The following is an 18,121-nucleotide window of genomic DNA, read 5'->3' as shown; positions in this document are numbered from 1 at the left end:
GGTCACCAGCGCGCCGATGACGGCAATGTGTCGCGGCAAAGAATGCCAATTCCGTTGCGCGGCGCTTCATAGCAAAATGCCCATGTCCTGCCGGAAACAAGAAAATCCGCTTTCGTTGACTCTGACGTGCACATCCGGCGATCTGGCGTGCGCGCCTGCAACATCGCGGGGCCTGGAAATGGAGTGCTCGAATGATGCGGCGTGTTCTGGCTGTGGTCGCGGGACTGGCATGGGCAGGCTCGGCCTATGCGGCCGACATCACCCTGCTCAACGTCTCCTACGACCCGACCCGTGAGCTCTATGTCGAGTTCAACAAGGCATTTTCGGCCGCCTACCAGAAGGAGACCGGCAAGAGCGTCGAGGTCAAGCAGTCGCATGGCGGCTCCGGCGCGCAGGCCCGCAGCGTCATCGACGGGCTGCAGGCCGATGTCGTGACTCTGGCGCTTGCCTATGACATCGACGCGATCGCCGGCAGGGGGCTGCTCGACAAGGAGTGGCAGAAGCGGCTGCCGCAGAATGCATCGCCCTACACTTCGACCATCGTTTTCCTGGTGCGCAAAGGCAATCCCAAGGGCATCAAGGACTGGGACGATCTGCTCAAGAAGGGCGTCGACGTCATCACGCCCAATCCGAAGACATCCGGCGGCGCGCGCTGGAACTACCTGGCCGCCTGGGGCTATGCGCTGAAGAAGTTCGGCTCGGCCGACAAGGCCAAGCAGTTCGTCGGCGACCTCTATCAGCACGTCCCTGTGCTCGATACCGGCGCCCGCGGCGCCACCGTGACCTTCGTGGAGCGCGGGGTCGGCGACGTTCTGCTTGCCTGGGAGAACGAGGCGCATCTGGCCCTGCGTGAGTTCGGCAAGGACAAGTTCGAGATCGTCGCGCCGCAGCTCTCCATCCTGGCCGAACCGCCAGTTGCGGTGGTCGACTCGGTGGCCGACAAGAAGGGCACGCGAAGTGTGGCTGAATCCTACCTGAAATACTGGTATACAAAGGAAGGTCAGGAAATTGCCGCACGCAACTCCTACCGTCCGCGCGATCCTGAGGTCGCGAAGAAGCATGAGGCTGACTTTGCCAAGGTCGAGCTGTTCACCATCGACGAGGTGTTCGGCGGCTGGACCAAGGCTCAGAAGGAACACTTTGCGGAAGGCGGGATCTTCGATCAAATCTACAAGAATTGATCGAATCATAGGGAACGAGTTGGTGACCGCCGGTCTGCTACGGCCTCGACGGCAAGGCAGAAAAAACGAAGGCAGTAAGCTGGTGTTGCGGCAATCTGCGACATTGCGCGTGAGACGCTGTCCCCGGTCTCGATCGACAAGACGAGACGGGGGGCCGCGGGCGGACACCGACTATCGACACTGATCATCAACGGACCAGGCCTTTTTTTGAACGTACTTGCACCACGCCGCAGCACCTTGCCGGGCTTTGGTCTCACCATGGGACTGACGCTGACCTGGCTGTCGCTGATCGTTCTGATTCCTCTGGCGGGACTGTTCGTCCGCTCGACTGATCTCAGCCTCGACCAGTTCTGGGGCATCGTCACCAGCCGGCGCACCTTGAGCGCGCTCAAGATCTCGTTCGGACTCGCCTTCGCCGCGGCCTGCGTGAACCTGGTGATGGGCACCATCGTCGTGTGGGCGCTGGTGCGCTACCGCTTTCCGGGGCGCCGCCTGTTCGATGCGATCGTCGACGTTCCCTTTGCGCTGCCGACCGCTGTGGCGGGCGTGGCGCTGACGGCGCTGTTCACCCAGAAGGGCTGGCTCGGCGCGCCGCTCGCCGCAATGGGCATCAAGGTGGCGTTCACGCCGCTCGGCATCTTCGTTGCGATGATCTTCATCGGCATCCCCTTTGTCGTCCGCACCGTGCAGCCGGTGCTGATCGATCTCGATCCGGAGATCGAGGAGGCGGCGGCGAGCCTCGGCGCCGGGCGCTGGCAGATCGTGGCCCGCGTGATCCTGCCGAGCTTGACGCCGGCGCTGCTCACTGGCTTCGCACTCGCCTTTGCGCGCGCGGTCGGCGAGTACGGATCGGTGATCTTCATCGCCGGCAATCTGCCGAACGTCTCCGAGATCGCGCCGCTGCTGATCGTGATCCGGCTGTCCGAATTCCGCTACGCCGATGCCACCGCGATCGCGGTGGTGATGCTCGTCGTGGCGTTCCTGATCATCTTTGCCGTGAACCGGTTGCAGCGCTGGGCGCAGAGCCGGGCGCCCTTGAACTAGGACCCGACATGAGCGTGGAGATGACCCTGCAGGCGCCGTCCGTGGCATCGTCCGCGACCAGCCGGCGCGTCGCGCAGGCCGGCCGACCCGATCCGCGTACCGAGCCGCGCCTGGTCCGCATCGTCATCACGACGCTGGCATTGGCGTTCCTGTCGGTGTTCGTGGTGCTGCCGCTGATCGTCGTGTTCGTGGAAGCGTTCGGCAAGGGCATCGCGGCCTATTTCAGCGCGCTCGCCGATGCCGAGGCGTGGGACGCGATCCGCCTCACCCTGCTGGTGGCGCTGGTCTCGGTCGGGACCAATCTCGTGTTCGGCCTGTGCGCCGCCTGGGCGATCGCCAAGTTCGACTTCCCGGGCAAGACGTTCCTGATCACCCTGATCGATCTGCCGTTCTCGGTGAGCCCGGTGATCTCGGGCCTCGTGTTCGTGCTGTTGTTCGGCGCGCAGGGTTTCTTCGGTCCATGGATGCAGCGCCATGGCCTGCAGATCCTGTTCGCCTTTCCCGGCATCGCGCTCGCGACCGTGTTCGTGACGTTCCCGTTCGTCGCTCGCGCGCTGATTCCGCTGATGCAGGAGCAGGGCACGCAGGAAGAGGAGGCGGCGGTCTCGCTCGGCGCGTCCGGCCTGCAGACCTTCTTCCGCGTCACCTTACCGAACATCAAATGGGGCGTGCTGTACGGCGTGCTTCTCTGCAACGCACGTGCGATGGGCGAGTTCGGCGCCGTCTCGGTCGTGTCCGGCCACATCCGCGGCGAGACCAACACGATGCCGCTGCTGGTCGAGATCCTCTACAACGAATACCAGATGGTCGCCTCGTTCGCGATCGCCTCGCTGCTGGCGATGCTCGCGCTGATCACGCTGGTCGTCAAAACCGTCCTCGAACGGCAACTCGATGAGGGAGGTCCGCGTGACCATTGAAGTCAGGGGTGTCGTCAAGACGTTCGGCACCTTCAAGGCGCTCGACGGCGTCGATCTCAAGGTCGCTGACGGCGAATTGCTGGCGCTGCTCGGACCGTCCGGATCGGGCAAGACGACCCTGCTGCGCATCATCGCGGGGCTGGAATGGCCCGACTCCGGCGAGATCCTGTTCGACGGAGAGAGCGCGCTCGATCGCGGCGCGCGCGAGCGCCACGTCGGCTTCGTGTTTCAGCACTACGCGCTGTTCCGGCACATGAACGTGTTCGAGAACGTCGCCTTCGGCCTGCGCGTGCAGCCGCGCCGCATCCGCAAGAGCGAGGCCGAGATCCGCGCGCGCGTGAAGGAGCTGCTCGATCTCGTCCAGCTCGACTGGCTCGCCGACCGCTATCCGAGCCAGCTCTCCGGCGGCCAGCGCCAGCGCATCGCATTGGCGCGCGCGCTCGCGATCGAGCCGCGCATCCTCCTGCTCGACGAGCCGTTCGGCGCGCTCGATGCCAAGGTACGCAAGGAGCTGCGGCAATGGCTGCGCACCCTGCATCACTCCATCAACGTCACCTCGATCTTCGTCACCCACGACCAGGAGGAGGCGCTCGAGGTCGCGCACCGCGTGGTGGTGATGGACAAGGGCCGCATCGAGCAGGTCGGCTCGCCGAGCGACGTCTATGACGCGCCGGCGACCGCCTTCGTCCACGGCTTCATCGGCGAGTCGATCATGCTGCCGGTGGAGATCACCGGCGGCGCCGTGCATCTGAACGGACGGCCGCTGGACATTGCTGCGCCTGGCGATGCCGCGGGCGCGTCCACTCTGTTCGTGCGTCGTCACGACATGCTGATCGGTCCGGCTGACAGCGGCACGCTGCATGGTGCCGTGACCCACGTCCGCAGCTTCGGCCCGGTGCAGCGCGCCGAGATCGCGCTGACGGAGGGATCCACCATCGAGATCGACGCGCCACGCGACCGCGACCTCCGCATCGGCGAACGGGTCGGATTGAAGCCACGGCACTATCGGATTTTTGCGGGCGGGTGACGACACGCTGAGCTCAGCCCCGACTATAGGTAGTTGGTCCAAGACAGTCGGCCAAACAGGAAGCCCGGCAACGTCCTAATTGGCGCAGCTGCGCGCCGTAGCCTCCGCTGTCGTCCCGGCGAACGCCGGGACCCCATACCGGGTGATGTCGCGGCTAGAAACGGCTGGTCGTCCCGCCTGCCTCGAACCACTCCCTGGGGTTATGGGTCCCGGCGCGGAGGCCGGGACGACACCGGCTTTGGGGCGCCTTGCTCGTCACACGATTGGCAGGGCTAAAGAGGCTTTGTCCCACCCGGCAGGCTTGACCGCGCCGCTCTTATGGTCAACGAACCGTAACCGGCCGGAATGGCCGCAATTGTACCGACGGAACTTACCGCCGATTCACCTTTCAGCCACGGTTGATGTGCAACAACCCGCCTCTCGTATCGGCATAGGGACTGGTTCATTGAAGCATCGGGCACTCGCTTTCTCCTTGGCATTCCTGCTCGCCGGCTGCGCGGCCGAGACGCCGGTCGTGCAGGCGCCGACGATGTATGCCGACATGGCGGTCGCAGGCGCCAAGCTCGATGCTGTCGCTGCCGCGACGATGATCTCGCAATACCGCCAGAACAACGGGCTCGGCACGGTCGAGGTCGATCCCGAGCTGATGCGGCTGGCGGAGTCGCAGTCGCAGGCGATGGCCGACAAGAACAAGCTCGATCATGACGTGCGCGCCCCGCTGGCCAAGCGGCTGAACGGCGCGGGCTACGACGCCACCGTCGCGGTCGAGAACGTGTCGGCCGGCTATCACACGCTGGCGGAAGCGTTTTCCGGCTGGCGCGACTCGCCGCCCCACCGCGCCAACATGCTCAAGAGCGGTGTCACAAAAATAGGCATCGCCGCGAGCTATGCTCCGAACACCAAGTACAAGGTGTTCTGGACCATGATCCTCGCCGCGCCGGACGGCAAGAAGCCGTCATAACGGGCAGGCCCGCTCCGGGCCTGTGCAGCGGAGGCGCGCTCGACGCCGACACGCGTCCCGGTGCAGGGTGCTATCCCTGGGGGTGGATTGACGTCACCGCGAAGTGACGCCACGGTGGCGCCTTGCTTTGCTAATGACCGCAGTAATGACGCAACATCCATTTCCCCCGCTGCCTGCAACTCCCGCCGAATCGCAACGCGTCCTCGTCCTGCAGGGCGGCGGCGCACTCGGCTCCTATCAGGCCGGCGCCTATCAGGCGCTGTGTCATTTTGATTTCGAGCCCGAATGGATCGCCGGTATCTCGATCGGCGCCATCAACGCCGCAATCATCGCCGGCAACGACCGCGAGAAACGCATCGGTCGTCTGAAGGAATTCTGGGAGATGGTGTCGTCGCCGGTGCCGTGGAAGCCGCTGCTCAATGGCGATCATCATCGCTCGGCCTTCAACGAGGTCAGCGCCGGGCTGATCGCAGCGTTCGGCGTGCCCGGCTTCTTCACGCCGCGCTTTCCGCCGGCGCCGCTGTGGCCGTCGGGCACGCCGCAATCGGTCAGCTATTACGACACCTCGCCGCTGAAGCGGACCCTGGAGCGGCTGGTGGATTTCGACCGCATCAACGATCTGAAGACGCGGCTCTCCGTCGGCGCCGTCGGCGTCACCACCGGGAATTTCAGCTATTTCGACAATGTCGAATTCAGGAAACAGGGCAAGCGGATCGGGCCCGAGCACATCATGGCCTCGGGCGCGCTGCCGCCGGGCTTTCCGCCGGTCGAGATCGACGGCGAGCACTATTGGGACGGCGGCATCGCCTCCAACACGCCGCTCGACTACGTGCTCGACACCGAGACCGATCGTGATCTCTTGATCTTCCAGGTCGATCTGTTCTCCGCGCGCGGCGATCTGCCGCGAACGCTGCTGGAGGCCGCGGAGCGCGAGAAGGACATTCGCTATTCCAGCCGGACGCGGATGAACACCGACAAGAACCGCATGATCCACAACACGCGCAAGGCGCTGCGCGAGCTCTACGCCCGGCTGCCGGACGAGCTGCGCAACGATCCGTCGCTCGAGATCCTGTGCAAGGCGGCGCAGGAGAACACGGTGACGGTGGTGCACCTGATCTATCGCAGCAAGAGCTACGAGAGCTCATCGAAGGACTACGACTTCTCCCATGTCGCGATGGTCGAGCATTGGGAGGCGGGCGTGCGCGACGTCCACCAGTCGATGCGCCACAAGGACTGGCTGCAGCGGCCGCAGTCCGGCGAGACCATGGTCACCTACGATCTCACGCAGGACGGCAGTCCCGCTGCCGCCAAGAAGGAGTGAAGCAATGACGACGAATCTGAAGGGCAAGACCGCGGTCGTGACCGGCTCGACCAGCGGCATCGGGCTGGCCTATGCACGCGCCTTCGCCTCCGCCGGCGCCAACATCGTGCTCAACGGCTTCGGCGCGCCTGCCGATATCGAGAAGGAGCGGGCGGCGATCGAGAGCGACTACAAGGTCAAGGCCGTGCACTCGCCGGCGGACATGAGCAAGCCGGCCGAGATCGCCGGCATGATCGCGCTCGGCGAGACCACGTTCGGCGCGGTCGACATCCTCGTCAACAATGCCGGTATCCAGTTCGTCTCGCCGGTCGAGGACTTCCCGCCGGAGAAGTGGGAGCAGATCATCGCGATCAACCTCTCCTCGGCGTTCTACGGCATCCGCGCGGCGGTGCCCGGCATGAAGAAGCGCGGCTGGGGCCGCATCATCAACACGGCGTCCGCGCACTCGCTGGTCGCCTCGCCGTTCAAGTCGGCCTATGTCTCGGCCAAGCACGGCATTGCCGGCCTGACCAAGACCGTGGCGCTCGAGCTCGCGACCTTCAAGATCACCTGCAACTGCATCTCGCCGGGCTATGTGTGGACGCCGCTGGTCGAGAAGCAGATTCCGGACACGATGAAAGCGCGCAACCTCACCAAGGAGCAGGTCATCAACGACGTGCTGCTGGCGGCGCAGCCGACCAAGGAGTTCGTGACATCCGAGCAGGTCGCGGCGCTGGCGCTGTTCCTGTGCGGTGACGATGCGGCTCAGATCACCGGCACCAATCTGTCGATCGACGGCGGCTGGACCGCGGCTTGATCGCCGCGCAAGCGCCGGACAAAGCGCCAGTTTCGCGCCGAGGCGGGTTTCGCTTCGGCGCGGTCCGTTCTACAAGCGTGCTTCTCTTGGACGCACGCCCACGGACCTCACCTTGCTGACCACCATCATCGGCCTCGGCGCCGCCACCTGCACCACATGCTCGTTCCTGCCGCAGGTCATCAAGGCCTGGCGCTCGCGCTCGACCCATGACATCTCGATGGGCATGTTCGTGCTGCAGACCACCGGCAACTCGATGTGGCTGCTGTACGGCGCGCTGATCAGCGATCTGCCGCTGGTCGTCGCCAACGCCATCACGCTCGGCCTGGTGGCGGCGATCCTCGGCTTGAAGCTGCGCTACGGCTAGCGGGACGCCAGCCGATCAGCTACGGCGCGCGAAGACGTTCGGGGTGGTGGAGGCGACGCTCTGGCCCGGAGGCAGCACGACCACGGTCGAGCCGAGCTGGACGTGGGTGTAGAGGTCGGCGACGTCGGTGTTGGTCATGCGGATGCAGCCCGACGAGATCGCCTGGCCGATATATTCGGGCTGGTTGGTGCCGTGGATGCGGTACAGGGTGTCCTTGTTGCCCTCGTACAGATAGATCGCGCGGGCGCCGAGCGGATTCGCCGGGCCGCCGGCGACGCGCTTGGGATACGGCCCGAGGCGCGCCTGGATGTCGGCGGTCGGAACCCAGTCCGGCCATTCGGCGAGCTTGCCGACCGTGGCGACGCCGGAGAACGCCATCGCCTCCTCGCCGACGGCGACGCCGTAGCGGATCGCCTTGCGGTCCGGCAGAACGTAGTACAGGAAGCGCGCATCGGTATCGACGACGATCGTGCCCGGCTGCTCCTGCCTTGTGTAGTCGACGATGTGCCGCTGGAACTGTTGCGGGATCTGCGCCTCGGCATAAGGCGCGCGCGACAGCAACTGGCGGTCGCGCGGCGTCAACGCCGCGTCCGACGTCGGCGACAGCGTCGCTTCCATGCAGCCGGCCAGCATCACGGTTCCGGCCAGCGAGAGTGCGACCCCCAGTCTCGACATCTCATTCTCCCCCAGCGCGCGATCAAATCATGTGCCTGGAGGATCGCGCCAATATCAAGGCGTTGCACCCAACACTTGCGTGATCGCCGCGCGCGGCGCGCTGCGCTCGCAGTTCCGACAAGACGAGGACAAGATGACGCAACAGATGCGTCAACATGGTTTCCTCAAGATGCCTTGCCGAAGGCGAGGACATGCAGCCCCAACCGCTGCTTGACGATCCGGAACAGCAGCACGGTCTCGAAGGCCAGCGACAGCGAGGTCGCCGCCGCGGCGCCGTGGCCGCCGAACTGCGGCACCAGCAGAATGCAGAGCACGAGGTTCATGACGAAGGCCGCCGCATAGGCCATGGCGCAGGCGCGCTGCTGGCCCAGCATGTTCAAGAGCCGCTCGACCGGCCCGATCGCGGCGCGCACGACGAGGCCGATCGCGGCGATGAACATGATGTCGTAGCCGGCGGTGAACTGCGCGCCGAACAGAAACAGCAGCGGCTTGCCGAGCGCGAGCAGCACCAGCGTCGCCGCGAGCGACGGCCAGAACGTCCACTTGATGGCATGCGCGACATAGGCCGACAGCCGCACCTTGTCGCCGAGCGCGTGATATTCGGCGAAGCGATGCGCCGTCGTCGCCGACATCGCGTAGTGGATGAACGACACCAGCGCGAGCGTCTTCACCACTGCGAAATAGATGCCGACCTCCTCGGAAGAGCGGAACTGCTGCAGCACCAGCACGTCGGTGTAGGACAGCAGCAGATAGAAGCTCTCGACCAAGAGGATCGGCAGCGAGATCGCGAGCCAGCCGCGCAGATCATATTGCTTCGGTCCCGGTTCGATGTGGAGGCGGAGCCTGTCGTTCAGCACCAGCATCTGGCCGAGCATCGCGAGCCACACCGCGGCCGCGCTCGCGGCCATCGCCGCGGTGGCGCCGAGATCGAGACCGAGCACGACGGCGCCGGCGGTGAAGCCGATGATCAGCGTCTGGCGGATGATGAATTGCGGCATCAGCCCGAGCGTCATCCAGTCGTGCGAGCGGGCGATGCCGTCCTGGGTGTTGGCGACGACGAAGGCGGGCAGGGTGAGACAGCCGATATAGAGCGGCATGCGCTCGCCGGCGTCGATCCAGGGCGACAGCAGCGCGACCAGGCCGGCGAGCAGCAGCGCGGCAGCCGTGGAGGTCGCCAAGGTCAGCCAGCGTCCGCCGGAGAGGAAGCCGCGCAGCAGCGCCTGCTGGCCCGAGGTGCGGTAGTCCGGAATGATCTTCTGCGCCGAGGAGGCGATGCCGACATCGAGCATGCTGCCGAGCAGCAGCACCCAGGTCCAGACATAGACGTAGGTGCCGTAGTCCGAGCCGCCCATCCAGCGCGCGAGCAGGATCTGGCTGAGATAGGCCAGGCCGGCGCTGAGCACGCGGATCAGGAAGATGGTGCCGGCGAGGCGGCGCGTCAGCGAAGCCTCGCCGCTGCCGCCGAGCGCGGCCAAGCGCGCCTTCAGGCGGGCCGCGAGGCCGGTCGGTGCGGGGTCATTGCGGGCATCCATCACGGCCACGGCGGGGGTCCGGCTCCACGGCCGCGCGGATGGCGGCGATGGTCCTCCCTATCAACGCAACGTTAAGATTGAGTTGGACCGGCGCCGCGTCGGTCGCGCGGCGCACCAGCCGTCACCGCAGAGTGAAATTGAACTCGTAAGACTTGTCGGGGCCGACCAGCGTGAATTTCAGCGCCGCGCCGTCCGGCTTCACGCCCGGCGGAACGCCGTCGAGCTCGAAGGCGAAGCGCTTGATGCCCGGCATGCCGCTGTCGCGCACGGTCGGGATCGGCAGCGCCCAGTCGGGCGTCGGACCCTCGACATAGAGCTGGACGCTGCGCGGATCGGCGACGGCGACGGCGACGTCGACGACGACGTCCTTCTGGCCGTCGCGCTTGACGTCGCGGATCGTCAAGGGATTGGCATCGCCGACAGTGGCCGGCTTCGGCACCGTGTCGAGGGCCGCCGAGAGCGTCGTATCTTCGGTGCTGGCGACGCTGGTGAAGGCGAGCTCGGCCTTTGCCTCGACGGGAATGCAGATCTTCTCGCAAACCGCGTAGCTGATGTCGGCGCGCAGGGTCATCGGCTTGTCGGGGTTCTTGGCGACGATGCGCAGCGGCAGCACGACCTGATCATGATAGCCGAGCGAGTGTCCACCGGCGCCGTCATCGAACTTTGTCGGCGCGGGCCACAGAACCGTCACCGCTTCGACGTTCTCCGACTTGGAAAAGTCGAACCGTGGCGGCACGCCGGAATCGCCGGGCGTCCGCCAATAGGTCTTCCATCCCGGCTGCAGCGCAAGGGCGATGCCGCCCAGCATGACCGGACCGCTGCGCGAGCCCGCGAGCAGGCGCACCGCGGAGTGGCTGTCGCGCTGCCAGGGCGAGGAATCCTGCGCCTGCGCGCCGAACGCAAGGCAGGATGATACGACGGTCGCGACCAGCAGTGTGGCAGAGTGGTGAGGAACCAAGGCGGACATGAGACGTCTTTAGAGTGCGGTTCGGGCGCAAACCATTGAAATGCTTGTGAGCAGATTTCCTCGCGAGGACCTGAACCTTGATTGACAGATGCGCATCCCAATATCAGGATATCGATGATCATGAGAGTCCTTGCGGATGAATCCTGAGGCAAAAAGGCTGGGCGACATTCGCCGCAAAGTGACGGGGATCGGGGATCACACCTCTCACGGTGGTTACCTCGACGGCCAGCTGCTGGTTGCAATGCCCGTGATGGGCGATTCCCGTTTCGAGCGTTCGGTGATCTATCTCTGCGCGCACTCGGCTGAGGGCGCCATGGGTATCATGGTGAACCGGCCGGCGGGCAGCATCGACTTCCCTCAGCTCCTGATGCAACTGAATATCATCGAGAAGAGCGATCAGATCAGCCTGCCCGACAGCGCCGAGACGATGAAGGTGCTGAGCGGCGGCCCGGTCGATACCGGCCGCGGCTTCGTGCTGCATTCGAGCGACTACTTCATCGCCAACGCGACCTTGAAGATCAACGACGGCGTCTGCCTGACGACGACCATCGACATTCTCAAGGCGATCGCCAAGGGCGACGGTCCGAAGCACGCGATCCTCGCGCTCGGCTATGCCGGCTGGCGCGCCGGCCAGTTGGAAGAAGAGATCCAGGACAATGGCTGGCTGCATTGCGACGCCGATCCGGAGCTGATCTTCGGCGACAATGTCGACGCCAAATACGATCTCGCGCTGCGCAAGATCGGCATCGATCCCGGCATGCTGTCCAACGCCGCCGGGCACGCGTAGAGGCGATCATCCTGCTGATGGTCCGGCGCGCGCCAGGATCGAAGAAGCGCGTTATCGAGGTATCGCCTGTTTCTCCAACCGTCATTGCGAGCGAAGCAATCCAGAGTCCCGCCCGCGATTCTGGATTGCTTCGTCGCTTCGCTCCTCGCAATGACGGCATCTCTCACGACAGTGTGTGAAAGGGCGCTACTCCGCCGCCTGCTGCGCCACCGTCGGTTCGGTGCCGGCGACCGTGGCGCGGCGCATGTCGCGCGGCTGCGACTGGTCATAGCGGCGCACGCGGTGCATGGTCTGCCTGTTGTCCCACATGATCAGGTCGTGCAGCCGCCATTTGTGGACGTAGACGAACTCGGGCTGTGTCGCATGCTCGGTGAGGTCGCGCAGCAAGAGCCGGCCCTCCGGCATGCTCATGCCGATGATGGCGCCGGCATGCGATGACAGATACAGCGACTTGCGGCCGTGCGCGGGATGCGTTCGCACCAGTCGCTGCCTGACCGGCTTGAACATCTCCTTCTCCTCATCGGTGTAGTCGAGGAAGCCGAGCGCGCCGCGCGAATACATCAGCGAATGTTCGCAGACGAGATCCTCGATCTCGTCCCTGGTCTCCTGGTCGAGCGCGTCATAGGCGGCGCGCATGTCGGCGAATTCGGTGTTGCCGCCCTTCGGGTTCACGATGCGCGCGGAGAGAATCGAGTATTTCGCCGGGATCGGCCGGAACGAGCTGTCGGAGTGCCACAGGCAGTTGCCGAGATTGAACAGATGCGTGCGATGGTCCGGTGGCAGCGGCTTGCCATCCTTGCCGAGATTGGAGACGTCGTTGAGGCCAGTGGTGAGGCGGTAGTCTTCCTTCTTGGTGACGGTGCCGCCGCGCGCCTGCTCGCGCTCGCCGAAGCTGAGCGCAAAGCCGAGCTGCTGCGCGTCGGTGAGGTCCTGATCATGAAATACGAGAACGGCGTAGTGATCGATCGCGGCCTGCAGCTGCGCGACGTCGTCCCCGGCGAGAGGCTTGCGCAGATCGATACCGGACACTTCGCCGACGAAATGCGGGTGCAGCTGTCGGATGGCGATTGCCATGGTGTCCTCCTCGCGTCCTCATGAGGGCGGACTCCTGTCCGCTTCTTCTGATGGAGGCTACGCCGGCGATGTGCGAAGTCAACGCAAGGCGCGGAGCGCCGCGTGCACGGCTGTCATGCCGGGGCGGCAGACATCACGCACTGCGGGCCATCAGCCCGCCATCCACCGGGATCACCGCTCCGGTGAGGAACGAGGCGGCCGGCAGGCTCAGGCTCAAGGTCATGTGCGCCACTTCTTCGGGGTCACCATAGCGGCCAAGCGCGGTGCGGCGCCGCGCATAGACCGCCTTTTGCTCGTCCGGAATGCGCGCGGTCATGGCGGTCGTGATCGGTCCCGGACAGATGCAGTTGACGGTGATGCCATCGCGGCCGAGCTCGACCGCGAGCGCGCGCGTCAATCCGGTCACCCCGGCCTTTGCAGCCGAATAGGCGCTGTGCAGCGCAGTTGCGCCGAGCGCCTCGGTCGAGGCGATGTTGACGATGCGCGGGCTGTTCGAGCGGCGCAGATGTGGCAGCGCGGCACGGATGACGCGCTGCTGCGCCGTCAGCATGATGGCAAGCCCTCTGGCCCAGGCCTCGTCGTAGGCTTCGTCGTCGATCGCGACGCGCACCGAGATGCCGGCATTGTTGACGACGATGTCGAGTCCGCCGAAATGCGCGGCAGCGTCGCCGACGACGGCGCTGATGGCGTCGCGGTCGGCGAGGTCGAGCCTCCAGCCACGCGCCGTTCCGCCGCCGGCCAGGATATCCGCCGCCACGGCGCGGGCCCCGTCCTCATCGACATCGGTGACTGCGACCCTGGCGCCTTCATCGGCGAACACGCGCGCGGTCGCGCGCCCCATCCCCGACGCTGCGCCGGTGATCAGGACGATCAATCCCTTGACCGAGCGGCTGAGTTGCCTGTGCTGGTGCATATTTGCGGCTCACGGAAAAATGCGCATCGCATGCGCGCCGTTGAGATTATCACTGATCGAACGCATTCGGTAGGCACCGATCCGGCATGGCCGAATTCTCGTTGCTGACGACACGGATCAACAAACCGGAGTGATCATGGTGCTCTCCACGACCTTCATGCGCTTGGCATTGGTGATGGGACTCGTTGCGACCACGGCCGCGCGAGCCGAGAGCATCAATGCCGGCGATCGCAAGGCAAGCGCGGTGCGGCCGTTCGAGTCGCGGAGCGTTGCCGAGTTCGATACGCCCTGGGCCATCGCCTTCCTGCCCGACGGGCGGATGCTGATCACGGAGAAGCCCGGCCGGATCTTTCTCGTTACGCAAGGTGGAAAGAAGATCCAGATCGGCAACGTGCCCGCCGTCGCGGCGCGCGGACAGAACGGTCTGCTGGACATTGCGGTATCGCCGAGCTTCGCTGCGACGTCGCAGATCTATCTCACCTACACCGAGCCGGGCAGCGAGGGCAGCCGGCTCGTGCTGACCCGCGCGGTGCTGTTGCTCGCAAACGACAGCGCCACGCTGACCGACCCCGTCGTCATCTGGCGCCAGACGCCGGCCGGTGGCGGCGGCCAGCCCGGCGGCATCATCGCGTTCGATCCGTCGGGAACGCATCTGTTCCTGACCGTCGGCGACCGTATGCAGCCGAACAGCGCCCAGGATCCACGGCAGGCCCGCGGCAAGGTGCTCAGGCTCAATCTCGACGGCGCGACTCCGTCGGACAATCCCAGGGCCGAGGACAAGGGCGTGCCGGCCCAGACGTGGACCAGCGGCCACCGCAATCCGTACGGGCTCGCCTTCGCATCAGATGGCAAGCTCTGGCTGCACGAGATGGGACCGCACGGCGGCGACGAGCTGAACCTGATCGAGCCGGGCAAGAACTACGGCTGGCCGCTGGTGTCCAACGGCGACAACTACGACGGCACGCCGATCCCGCGGCATGCGACGCGGCCCGACCTCGCGCCGCCGCCGCTGTATTGGGATCCCGTGATCGCGCCGGCCGGCCTCGTCTTCTATGATGGTCCGATGTTTCCGCAATGGAAGGGATCGGCATTGATTGGAGGCTTGCGGGCGCAGGCGCTGGTCCGCGTTGCCTTCCGGCCCGATGGTCAGCCTGACGAGGCCGAGCGCTGGGACATGGGCGAGCGTATCCGAGATGTCGCCGTGGCGCCGGATGGCGCTGTCTGGGTGATCGAGGACGATTCGCCCGGCCGCCTGCTGCGGCTGACGCCGATGAATTAGCTGCGCAGCAGCATTGATGCGAAAGGTGCCGATGCCGGTGTCGCCACAGCCGCGATGCCGTTGACAGGGCCTGCGCCGATCCCCACACCATCCGACAAACAACAATGGAAGGAGTGGGGAGATGAACGCACTCGATTTCACGGGACGTTCGGTGCTGGTGATCGGCGGATCGAGCGGCATCGGCAACGGCATCGCGCAGGCGTTTCGCGCGCAGGGCGCGCGCGTCGACATCAGCGGCACGCGGGCGAGCGCTGCCGATTATGCCGAAGGAGAGGGCTCCGATCTCGCAGGGGTGAACTACCATCAGCTCGATGTGAGCGATCCCGGCGCGATCGAAAGCTTCGCGCCGCGGCTCGATCGGCTCGATGTGCTGGTGCTGGCGCAGGGCGCGGTGTTGTACCGCCGCGGCGAATTCGCCATGGAGGGCTTCCGCAAGGTGGTCGAGGTCAACCTCATCAGCCTGATGGCCTGTGCGACGAAATTTCACGGCCTGCTGCGCGATGCCAGGGGCGCGCTCATCATCGTCTCGTCGACTGCGGCCTATCATTCGACCATGGGCAATCCGGCCTACAACGCCTCGAAGACCGGCGCGATGGGATTGACGCGAACCCTGGCTGAGGCGTGGGCGGAAGACGGCATCCGCGTCAACGGGATCGCGCCCGGGCTCGTCGACACCAAGATGACCAAAGTGACGACCGCCAATCCGAAGCGCCTCGAGGGCGCGCTGCAGCGCATCCCGCTGCGGCGGCTGGGGACGCCGCAGGACATGGCCGGTGCGGCGCTGTTCCTGGCCTCGCCACTGTCGTCCTACATCATCGGCCAGACCCTCGTCGTCGACGGCGGCCTGATTTTGTAGTCGTTCGGAACCTGCGCCGCGCTGGCCGGTTAGCAGGCCAGCAATCCCGCACAGTGCAGAGAAGGAGAGCGGCAATGGATCAGGATCGGCTGACCGGTACGGCCAAGGATGTCGCAGGCAAGATCGAGGGCGGCGTCGGCGAGATGTTGGGCGACAAGAGCACGCAGGCCTCGGGCCGTGCACGCGAGGCCGCGGGCGTCGTGCAGAACATGTATGGCCAGGCCAAGGACGCGGCGCGCGAGGCCGGCGATGCGGCGATGGATTTCGCCAAGGATAAATTCGGTAACGGCTCCGAGACGCTGCGTGACGGCACGCAGGCCCTGACCAAGCGGGTTCAGGACAATCCGATGGGCGCGCTCCTGGTCGCCGGCGGCATCGGCTTCCTGCTGGCGATGCTGATGCGCTCGCCGAGTCGGCCGCAGCCGCCGCAGCGCTGGCGCTACTGAATCCGTAAGTCCCCCTGACGATCAGATGACAATCGGCCCGCATTCGCCGCGAATGCGGGCCGATCTTGTTGTGGGCATTTCGTTTCGGACGATCGCGTCGATCACCCCTGGCGCTCAGGCGCGGCCACGATCAGCGTCCCTGGGACTCCAGCGCTGCCGCCGAGCGGCCGACCGATGCTGGCGGCCGCGGCGGCACGTTCGGATTGCGCGCGGCAGGGGGCCGTGCCGGCTGCTGAGGCGCGCCGAAGCCGAAGAATTCACGGACGCCCTGACCTGGCTGATTCGGCTGCTGTGCCTGGGCTGGCGGCTGCTGGCCGGGGGCCGTCGGCGCGGTCAGCCGCTTCTGTCTCGGTGGCGCCGGTGTCGGCGCGGCCGGCGTTGCTTCCGCCGGCGTGGTCGCTGCCATCGGCGCTTCGGGCCGGGTCAGCTCCTTCGGCGGCTCCTTGGCCTGTTCGCGGCCGACCTCGCGGCGGGGCCAGACGAAATCGTCGGCGCGGCCGGCCGGCGGGCTCAGGGCCTCGCCCTTGACCAGGGTTCGGGCCGCCAGCGCGTCGACCGCCGCAGGTCGGGAGCCGGGGCCGCCCAGCAACTGGTCGGTGCCGACGGATGACGCCACCAGCGGCAGGATCGGGCCGGCGACCGGCCGCGGCGCCGGCTGGCCGGGCACGGCATTGGCGTCCGGCGTCGCCGGCTCGTTTGGCAGCTCGAGCGGCGCAGAACGGGCCGCGAGCAGCCGGTTGATCTCTCGCTCGGCATAGTGGGCGAGCTTGCGCGCGCCCGGCTTGGTGAAATAGACGCCGTCATAGGAGCGCAACTGGCGGATCTGGCCCTCGAAGTCCGGGCCCTTCTGCAGGAAGCGGCCGGACTCGTCGACGAAGCCGTCCCAGACATCGACATAGGTGATGCCGGCCTTGCCGGCGGCATCGCGATACAGCGAGTCGAGGAACAGCGTGTCCGCCGTGCCCTTGGGACCGCGAACCGCGGGCAGGCCGACCCAGAGCACGGGCACGCCCTTGCTCTTGGCGATCGCGATCATCTCCTCGATCTTCTTCGCATACAGCTCGACCCAGCGCTCGTCCCGGAACTCATAGAGGCCGCCCGGCGAGCGGGCGGCCTTCTCCGGTCCCGCGACCGCGGGCGTGTCGTTGTCGACCTCGTCCTGCGGCAGATCGGTATCGGCAGCCTTGTCGTCGGGCTTGGCCGCCGTGTCGGCCTTGCCGTCCGGCTTGGCTTCGCCCGGCTTGGCCTCACCGGGCTTTGTCTCGCCGGGCTTGGCCTTGGCATCCTTTTTGGCCTTGTCGCCCTTCTTGTCGTCCGGCTTCTCGGTCTTCTCCACCGCAGGCTCGCGCAGCGAGATGCGGTCGTTGAGGCCGAGCATGATGACGATGGCGTCGGCGCGCTCGGTCGCCAGGATGCCCTTGGCGGCGGCGGCCCAGTCGGCCGGCTCGCCCCTGGGCTGGTACTTGATGAGGCCCGACGTGGTCCTGATCCTGCGGGTCACGCCCATGTCGGGCTGCTCGGCATAGGCCTCTTCCAGGCCATAGGCGAGCCAGTCGGCCATGGCGTCGCCCAGCACCAGCACGTAGCGGTCCGGCGCGCCGTCACGCTTTTCCGGCGGCGGCGCCTTGGAATAGTCCTGGATCACCCGCTTGGGCTGTTGCTGCGGGAACGGAGCGAAGAAGTCGCCGCCGAACCAGCCTCCGCCACCTCCACCGCCGCGCGGGGCCGGGCGGGGCGAAGCGAACGGGTTGAAGTTGAAGAACTGGGCCGAGGCGGGGCCGGCGATGCCGACGAGCATGGCGATGACGACCGCCAGCACGACCAGCGGGCCGGGCTCGTTCAACAGCTTGAGGATGGACTTCAGCTTTGACATGCGCACCCGTCGCGCGGCGTGATCCTGACGATCCATATAATAGGACGCGAATCAGGCCGCAAACGGGCATTCACCGGATGGTGTTGACGGCGCCGGTAATCACCCCAG

At 66.1% G+C, this 18,121-nt stretch carries 18 protein-coding genes; 12 read left to right on the top strand and 6 right to left on the bottom strand.

The genetic code is table 11. From position 1 onward, the window contains the following. Nucleotides 1–191: 191 nt before the first annotated feature. The 8 genes from ACQR10_RS24815 to ACQR10_RS24780 all read left to right on the top strand — a co-directional run bounded on the left by ACQR10_RS24815 (nt 192) and on the right by ACQR10_RS24780 (nt 7,611). Nucleotides 192–1,181 carry a sulfate ABC transporter substrate-binding protein gene (locus ACQR10_RS24815; RefSeq protein ID WP_434838584.1) on the top strand — a complete coding sequence of 330 codons (990 nt, stop codon included), beginning with the start codon at nt 192–194 and terminating at the stop codon, nt 1,179–1,181. 207 nt (nt 1,182–1,388) lie between these two features. Continuing rightward, complete coding sequence (cysT, locus tag ACQR10_RS24810) at nt 1,389–2,225, top strand: sulfate ABC transporter permease subunit CysT (RefSeq protein WP_315804737.1); 837 nt, start codon at nt 1,389–1,391, stop codon at nt 2,223–2,225. Nucleotides 2,226–2,233: 8 nt separating this feature from the next. Continuing rightward, nucleotides 2,234–3,142, top strand: coding sequence for a sulfate ABC transporter permease subunit CysW (gene cysW / locus ACQR10_RS24805; protein ID WP_315804738.1), 909 nt, complete (start codon nt 2,234–2,236; stop codon nt 3,140–3,142). Further along, nucleotides 3,132–4,169: a sulfate/molybdate ABC transporter ATP-binding protein gene (locus ACQR10_RS24800; RefSeq protein ID WP_315804739.1), complete on the top strand. Its 1,038-nt coding sequence runs from the start codon at nt 3,132–3,134 to the stop codon at nt 4,167–4,169. Before cysW ends, ACQR10_RS24800 begins: the two co-directional genes overlap by 11 nt. Nucleotides 4,170–4,614: 445 nt before the next feature. After that, nucleotides 4,615–5,130 (top strand): CAP domain-containing protein, encoded by a 516-nt coding sequence (locus tag ACQR10_RS24795; protein WP_315804740.1) that lies wholly within the window; start codon nt 4,615–4,617, stop codon nt 5,128–5,130. Between the two features lie 145 nt (nt 5,131–5,275). Beyond that, complete coding sequence (locus ACQR10_RS24790; RefSeq protein ID WP_316216486.1) at nt 5,276–6,451, top strand: patatin-like phospholipase family protein; 1,176 nt, start codon at nt 5,276–5,278, stop codon at nt 6,449–6,451. A gap of 4 nt (nt 6,452–6,455) precedes the next feature. Beyond that, on the top strand, nt 6,456–7,247 hold the full coding sequence (locus ACQR10_RS24785) for a 3-hydroxybutyrate dehydrogenase (RefSeq protein WP_315804742.1): 792 nt from the start codon (nt 6,456–6,458) through the stop codon (nt 7,245–7,247). Between the two features lie 112 nt (nt 7,248–7,359). Then, nucleotides 7,360–7,611, top strand: coding sequence for a SemiSWEET transporter (locus tag ACQR10_RS24780; protein ID WP_006614646.1), 252 nt, complete (start codon nt 7,360–7,362; stop codon nt 7,609–7,611). 15 nt (nt 7,612–7,626) lie between these two features. Here the strand turns inward: ACQR10_RS24780 and ACQR10_RS24775 are convergent, their stop codons facing one another. The 3 genes from ACQR10_RS24775 to ACQR10_RS24765 form a co-directional block, all read right to left on the bottom strand. Next, nucleotides 7,627–8,286 (bottom strand): L,D-transpeptidase, encoded by a 660-nt coding sequence (locus ACQR10_RS24775; protein ID WP_315804743.1) that lies wholly within the window; start codon nt 8,284–8,286, stop codon nt 7,627–7,629. A gap of 164 nt (nt 8,287–8,450) precedes the next feature. Then, nucleotides 8,451–9,827, bottom strand: a complete 1,377-nt coding sequence (locus ACQR10_RS24770) for a lipopolysaccharide biosynthesis protein (protein WP_315804744.1) — start codon at nt 9,825–9,827, stop codon at nt 8,451–8,453. 112 nt (nt 9,828–9,939) lie between these two features. Further along, a complete protein-coding gene (locus tag ACQR10_RS24765; protein WP_316216487.1) occupies nt 9,940–10,785 on the bottom strand; it encodes a protein-disulfide reductase DsbD domain-containing protein in 846 nt (281 codons plus the stop codon). A gap of 136 nt (nt 10,786–10,921) precedes the next feature. On the opposite strand from ACQR10_RS24765, the gene ACQR10_RS24760 reads away from it, so the two are divergent. After that, a complete protein-coding gene (locus ACQR10_RS24760) occupies nt 10,922–11,572 on the top strand; it encodes a YqgE/AlgH family protein (RefSeq protein WP_315713870.1) in 651 nt (216 codons plus the stop codon). Nucleotides 11,573–11,758: 186 nt separating this feature from the next. Here ACQR10_RS24760 and ACQR10_RS24755 read toward each other — a convergent pair whose 3' ends face one another. After that, nucleotides 11,759–12,646: a TauD/TfdA dioxygenase family protein gene (locus ACQR10_RS24755; RefSeq protein ID WP_315804746.1), complete on the bottom strand. Its 888-nt coding sequence runs from the start codon at nt 12,644–12,646 to the stop codon at nt 11,759–11,761. Nucleotides 12,647–12,779: 133 nt separating this feature from the next. Next, a complete protein-coding gene (locus ACQR10_RS24750) occupies nt 12,780–13,559 on the bottom strand; it encodes an SDR family NAD(P)-dependent oxidoreductase (protein WP_316216488.1) in 780 nt (259 codons plus the stop codon). Nucleotides 13,560–13,695: 136 nt separating this feature from the next. Here ACQR10_RS24750 and ACQR10_RS24745 point away from each other — a divergent pair, with 136 nt between their 5' ends. From ACQR10_RS24745 to ACQR10_RS24735, 3 genes are all read left to right on the top strand, one after another. Next, nucleotides 13,696–14,838: a PQQ-dependent sugar dehydrogenase gene (locus ACQR10_RS24745; protein ID WP_316216489.1), complete on the top strand. Its 1,143-nt coding sequence runs from the start codon at nt 13,696–13,698 to the stop codon at nt 14,836–14,838. A 121-nt stretch (nt 14,839–14,959) separates the two neighbouring features. Then, entirely contained in the window at nt 14,960–15,694 is a 735-nt protein-coding gene (locus tag ACQR10_RS24740) for an SDR family NAD(P)-dependent oxidoreductase (RefSeq protein WP_315804749.1), read from the top strand. A gap of 74 nt (nt 15,695–15,768) precedes the next feature. Next, nucleotides 15,769–16,140, top strand: coding sequence for a CsbD family protein (locus ACQR10_RS24735; RefSeq protein ID WP_315804750.1), 372 nt, complete (start codon nt 15,769–15,771; stop codon nt 16,138–16,140). Between the two features lie 130 nt (nt 16,141–16,270). Here the strand turns inward: ACQR10_RS24735 and ACQR10_RS24730 are convergent, their stop codons facing one another. Continuing rightward, the gene (locus ACQR10_RS24730; RefSeq protein WP_316216490.1) at nt 16,271–18,013 is read right to left on the bottom strand and encodes a DUF459 domain-containing protein; all 1,743 of its coding nucleotides are present in this window, start codon (nt 18,011–18,013) and stop codon (nt 16,271–16,273) included. Between the last annotated feature and the right edge of the window lie 108 nt (nt 18,014–18,121).

It is taken from the genome of Bradyrhizobium sp. HKCCYLRH2060, from assembly GCF_051168135.1.
In the GTDB taxonomy this organism is placed as follows: Bacteria; Pseudomonadota; Alphaproteobacteria; order Rhizobiales; family Xanthobacteraceae; genus Bradyrhizobium.
Note: the sequence above shows the minus strand (reverse complement) of the source record. Positions and strands in the feature narration are given on the sequence as shown.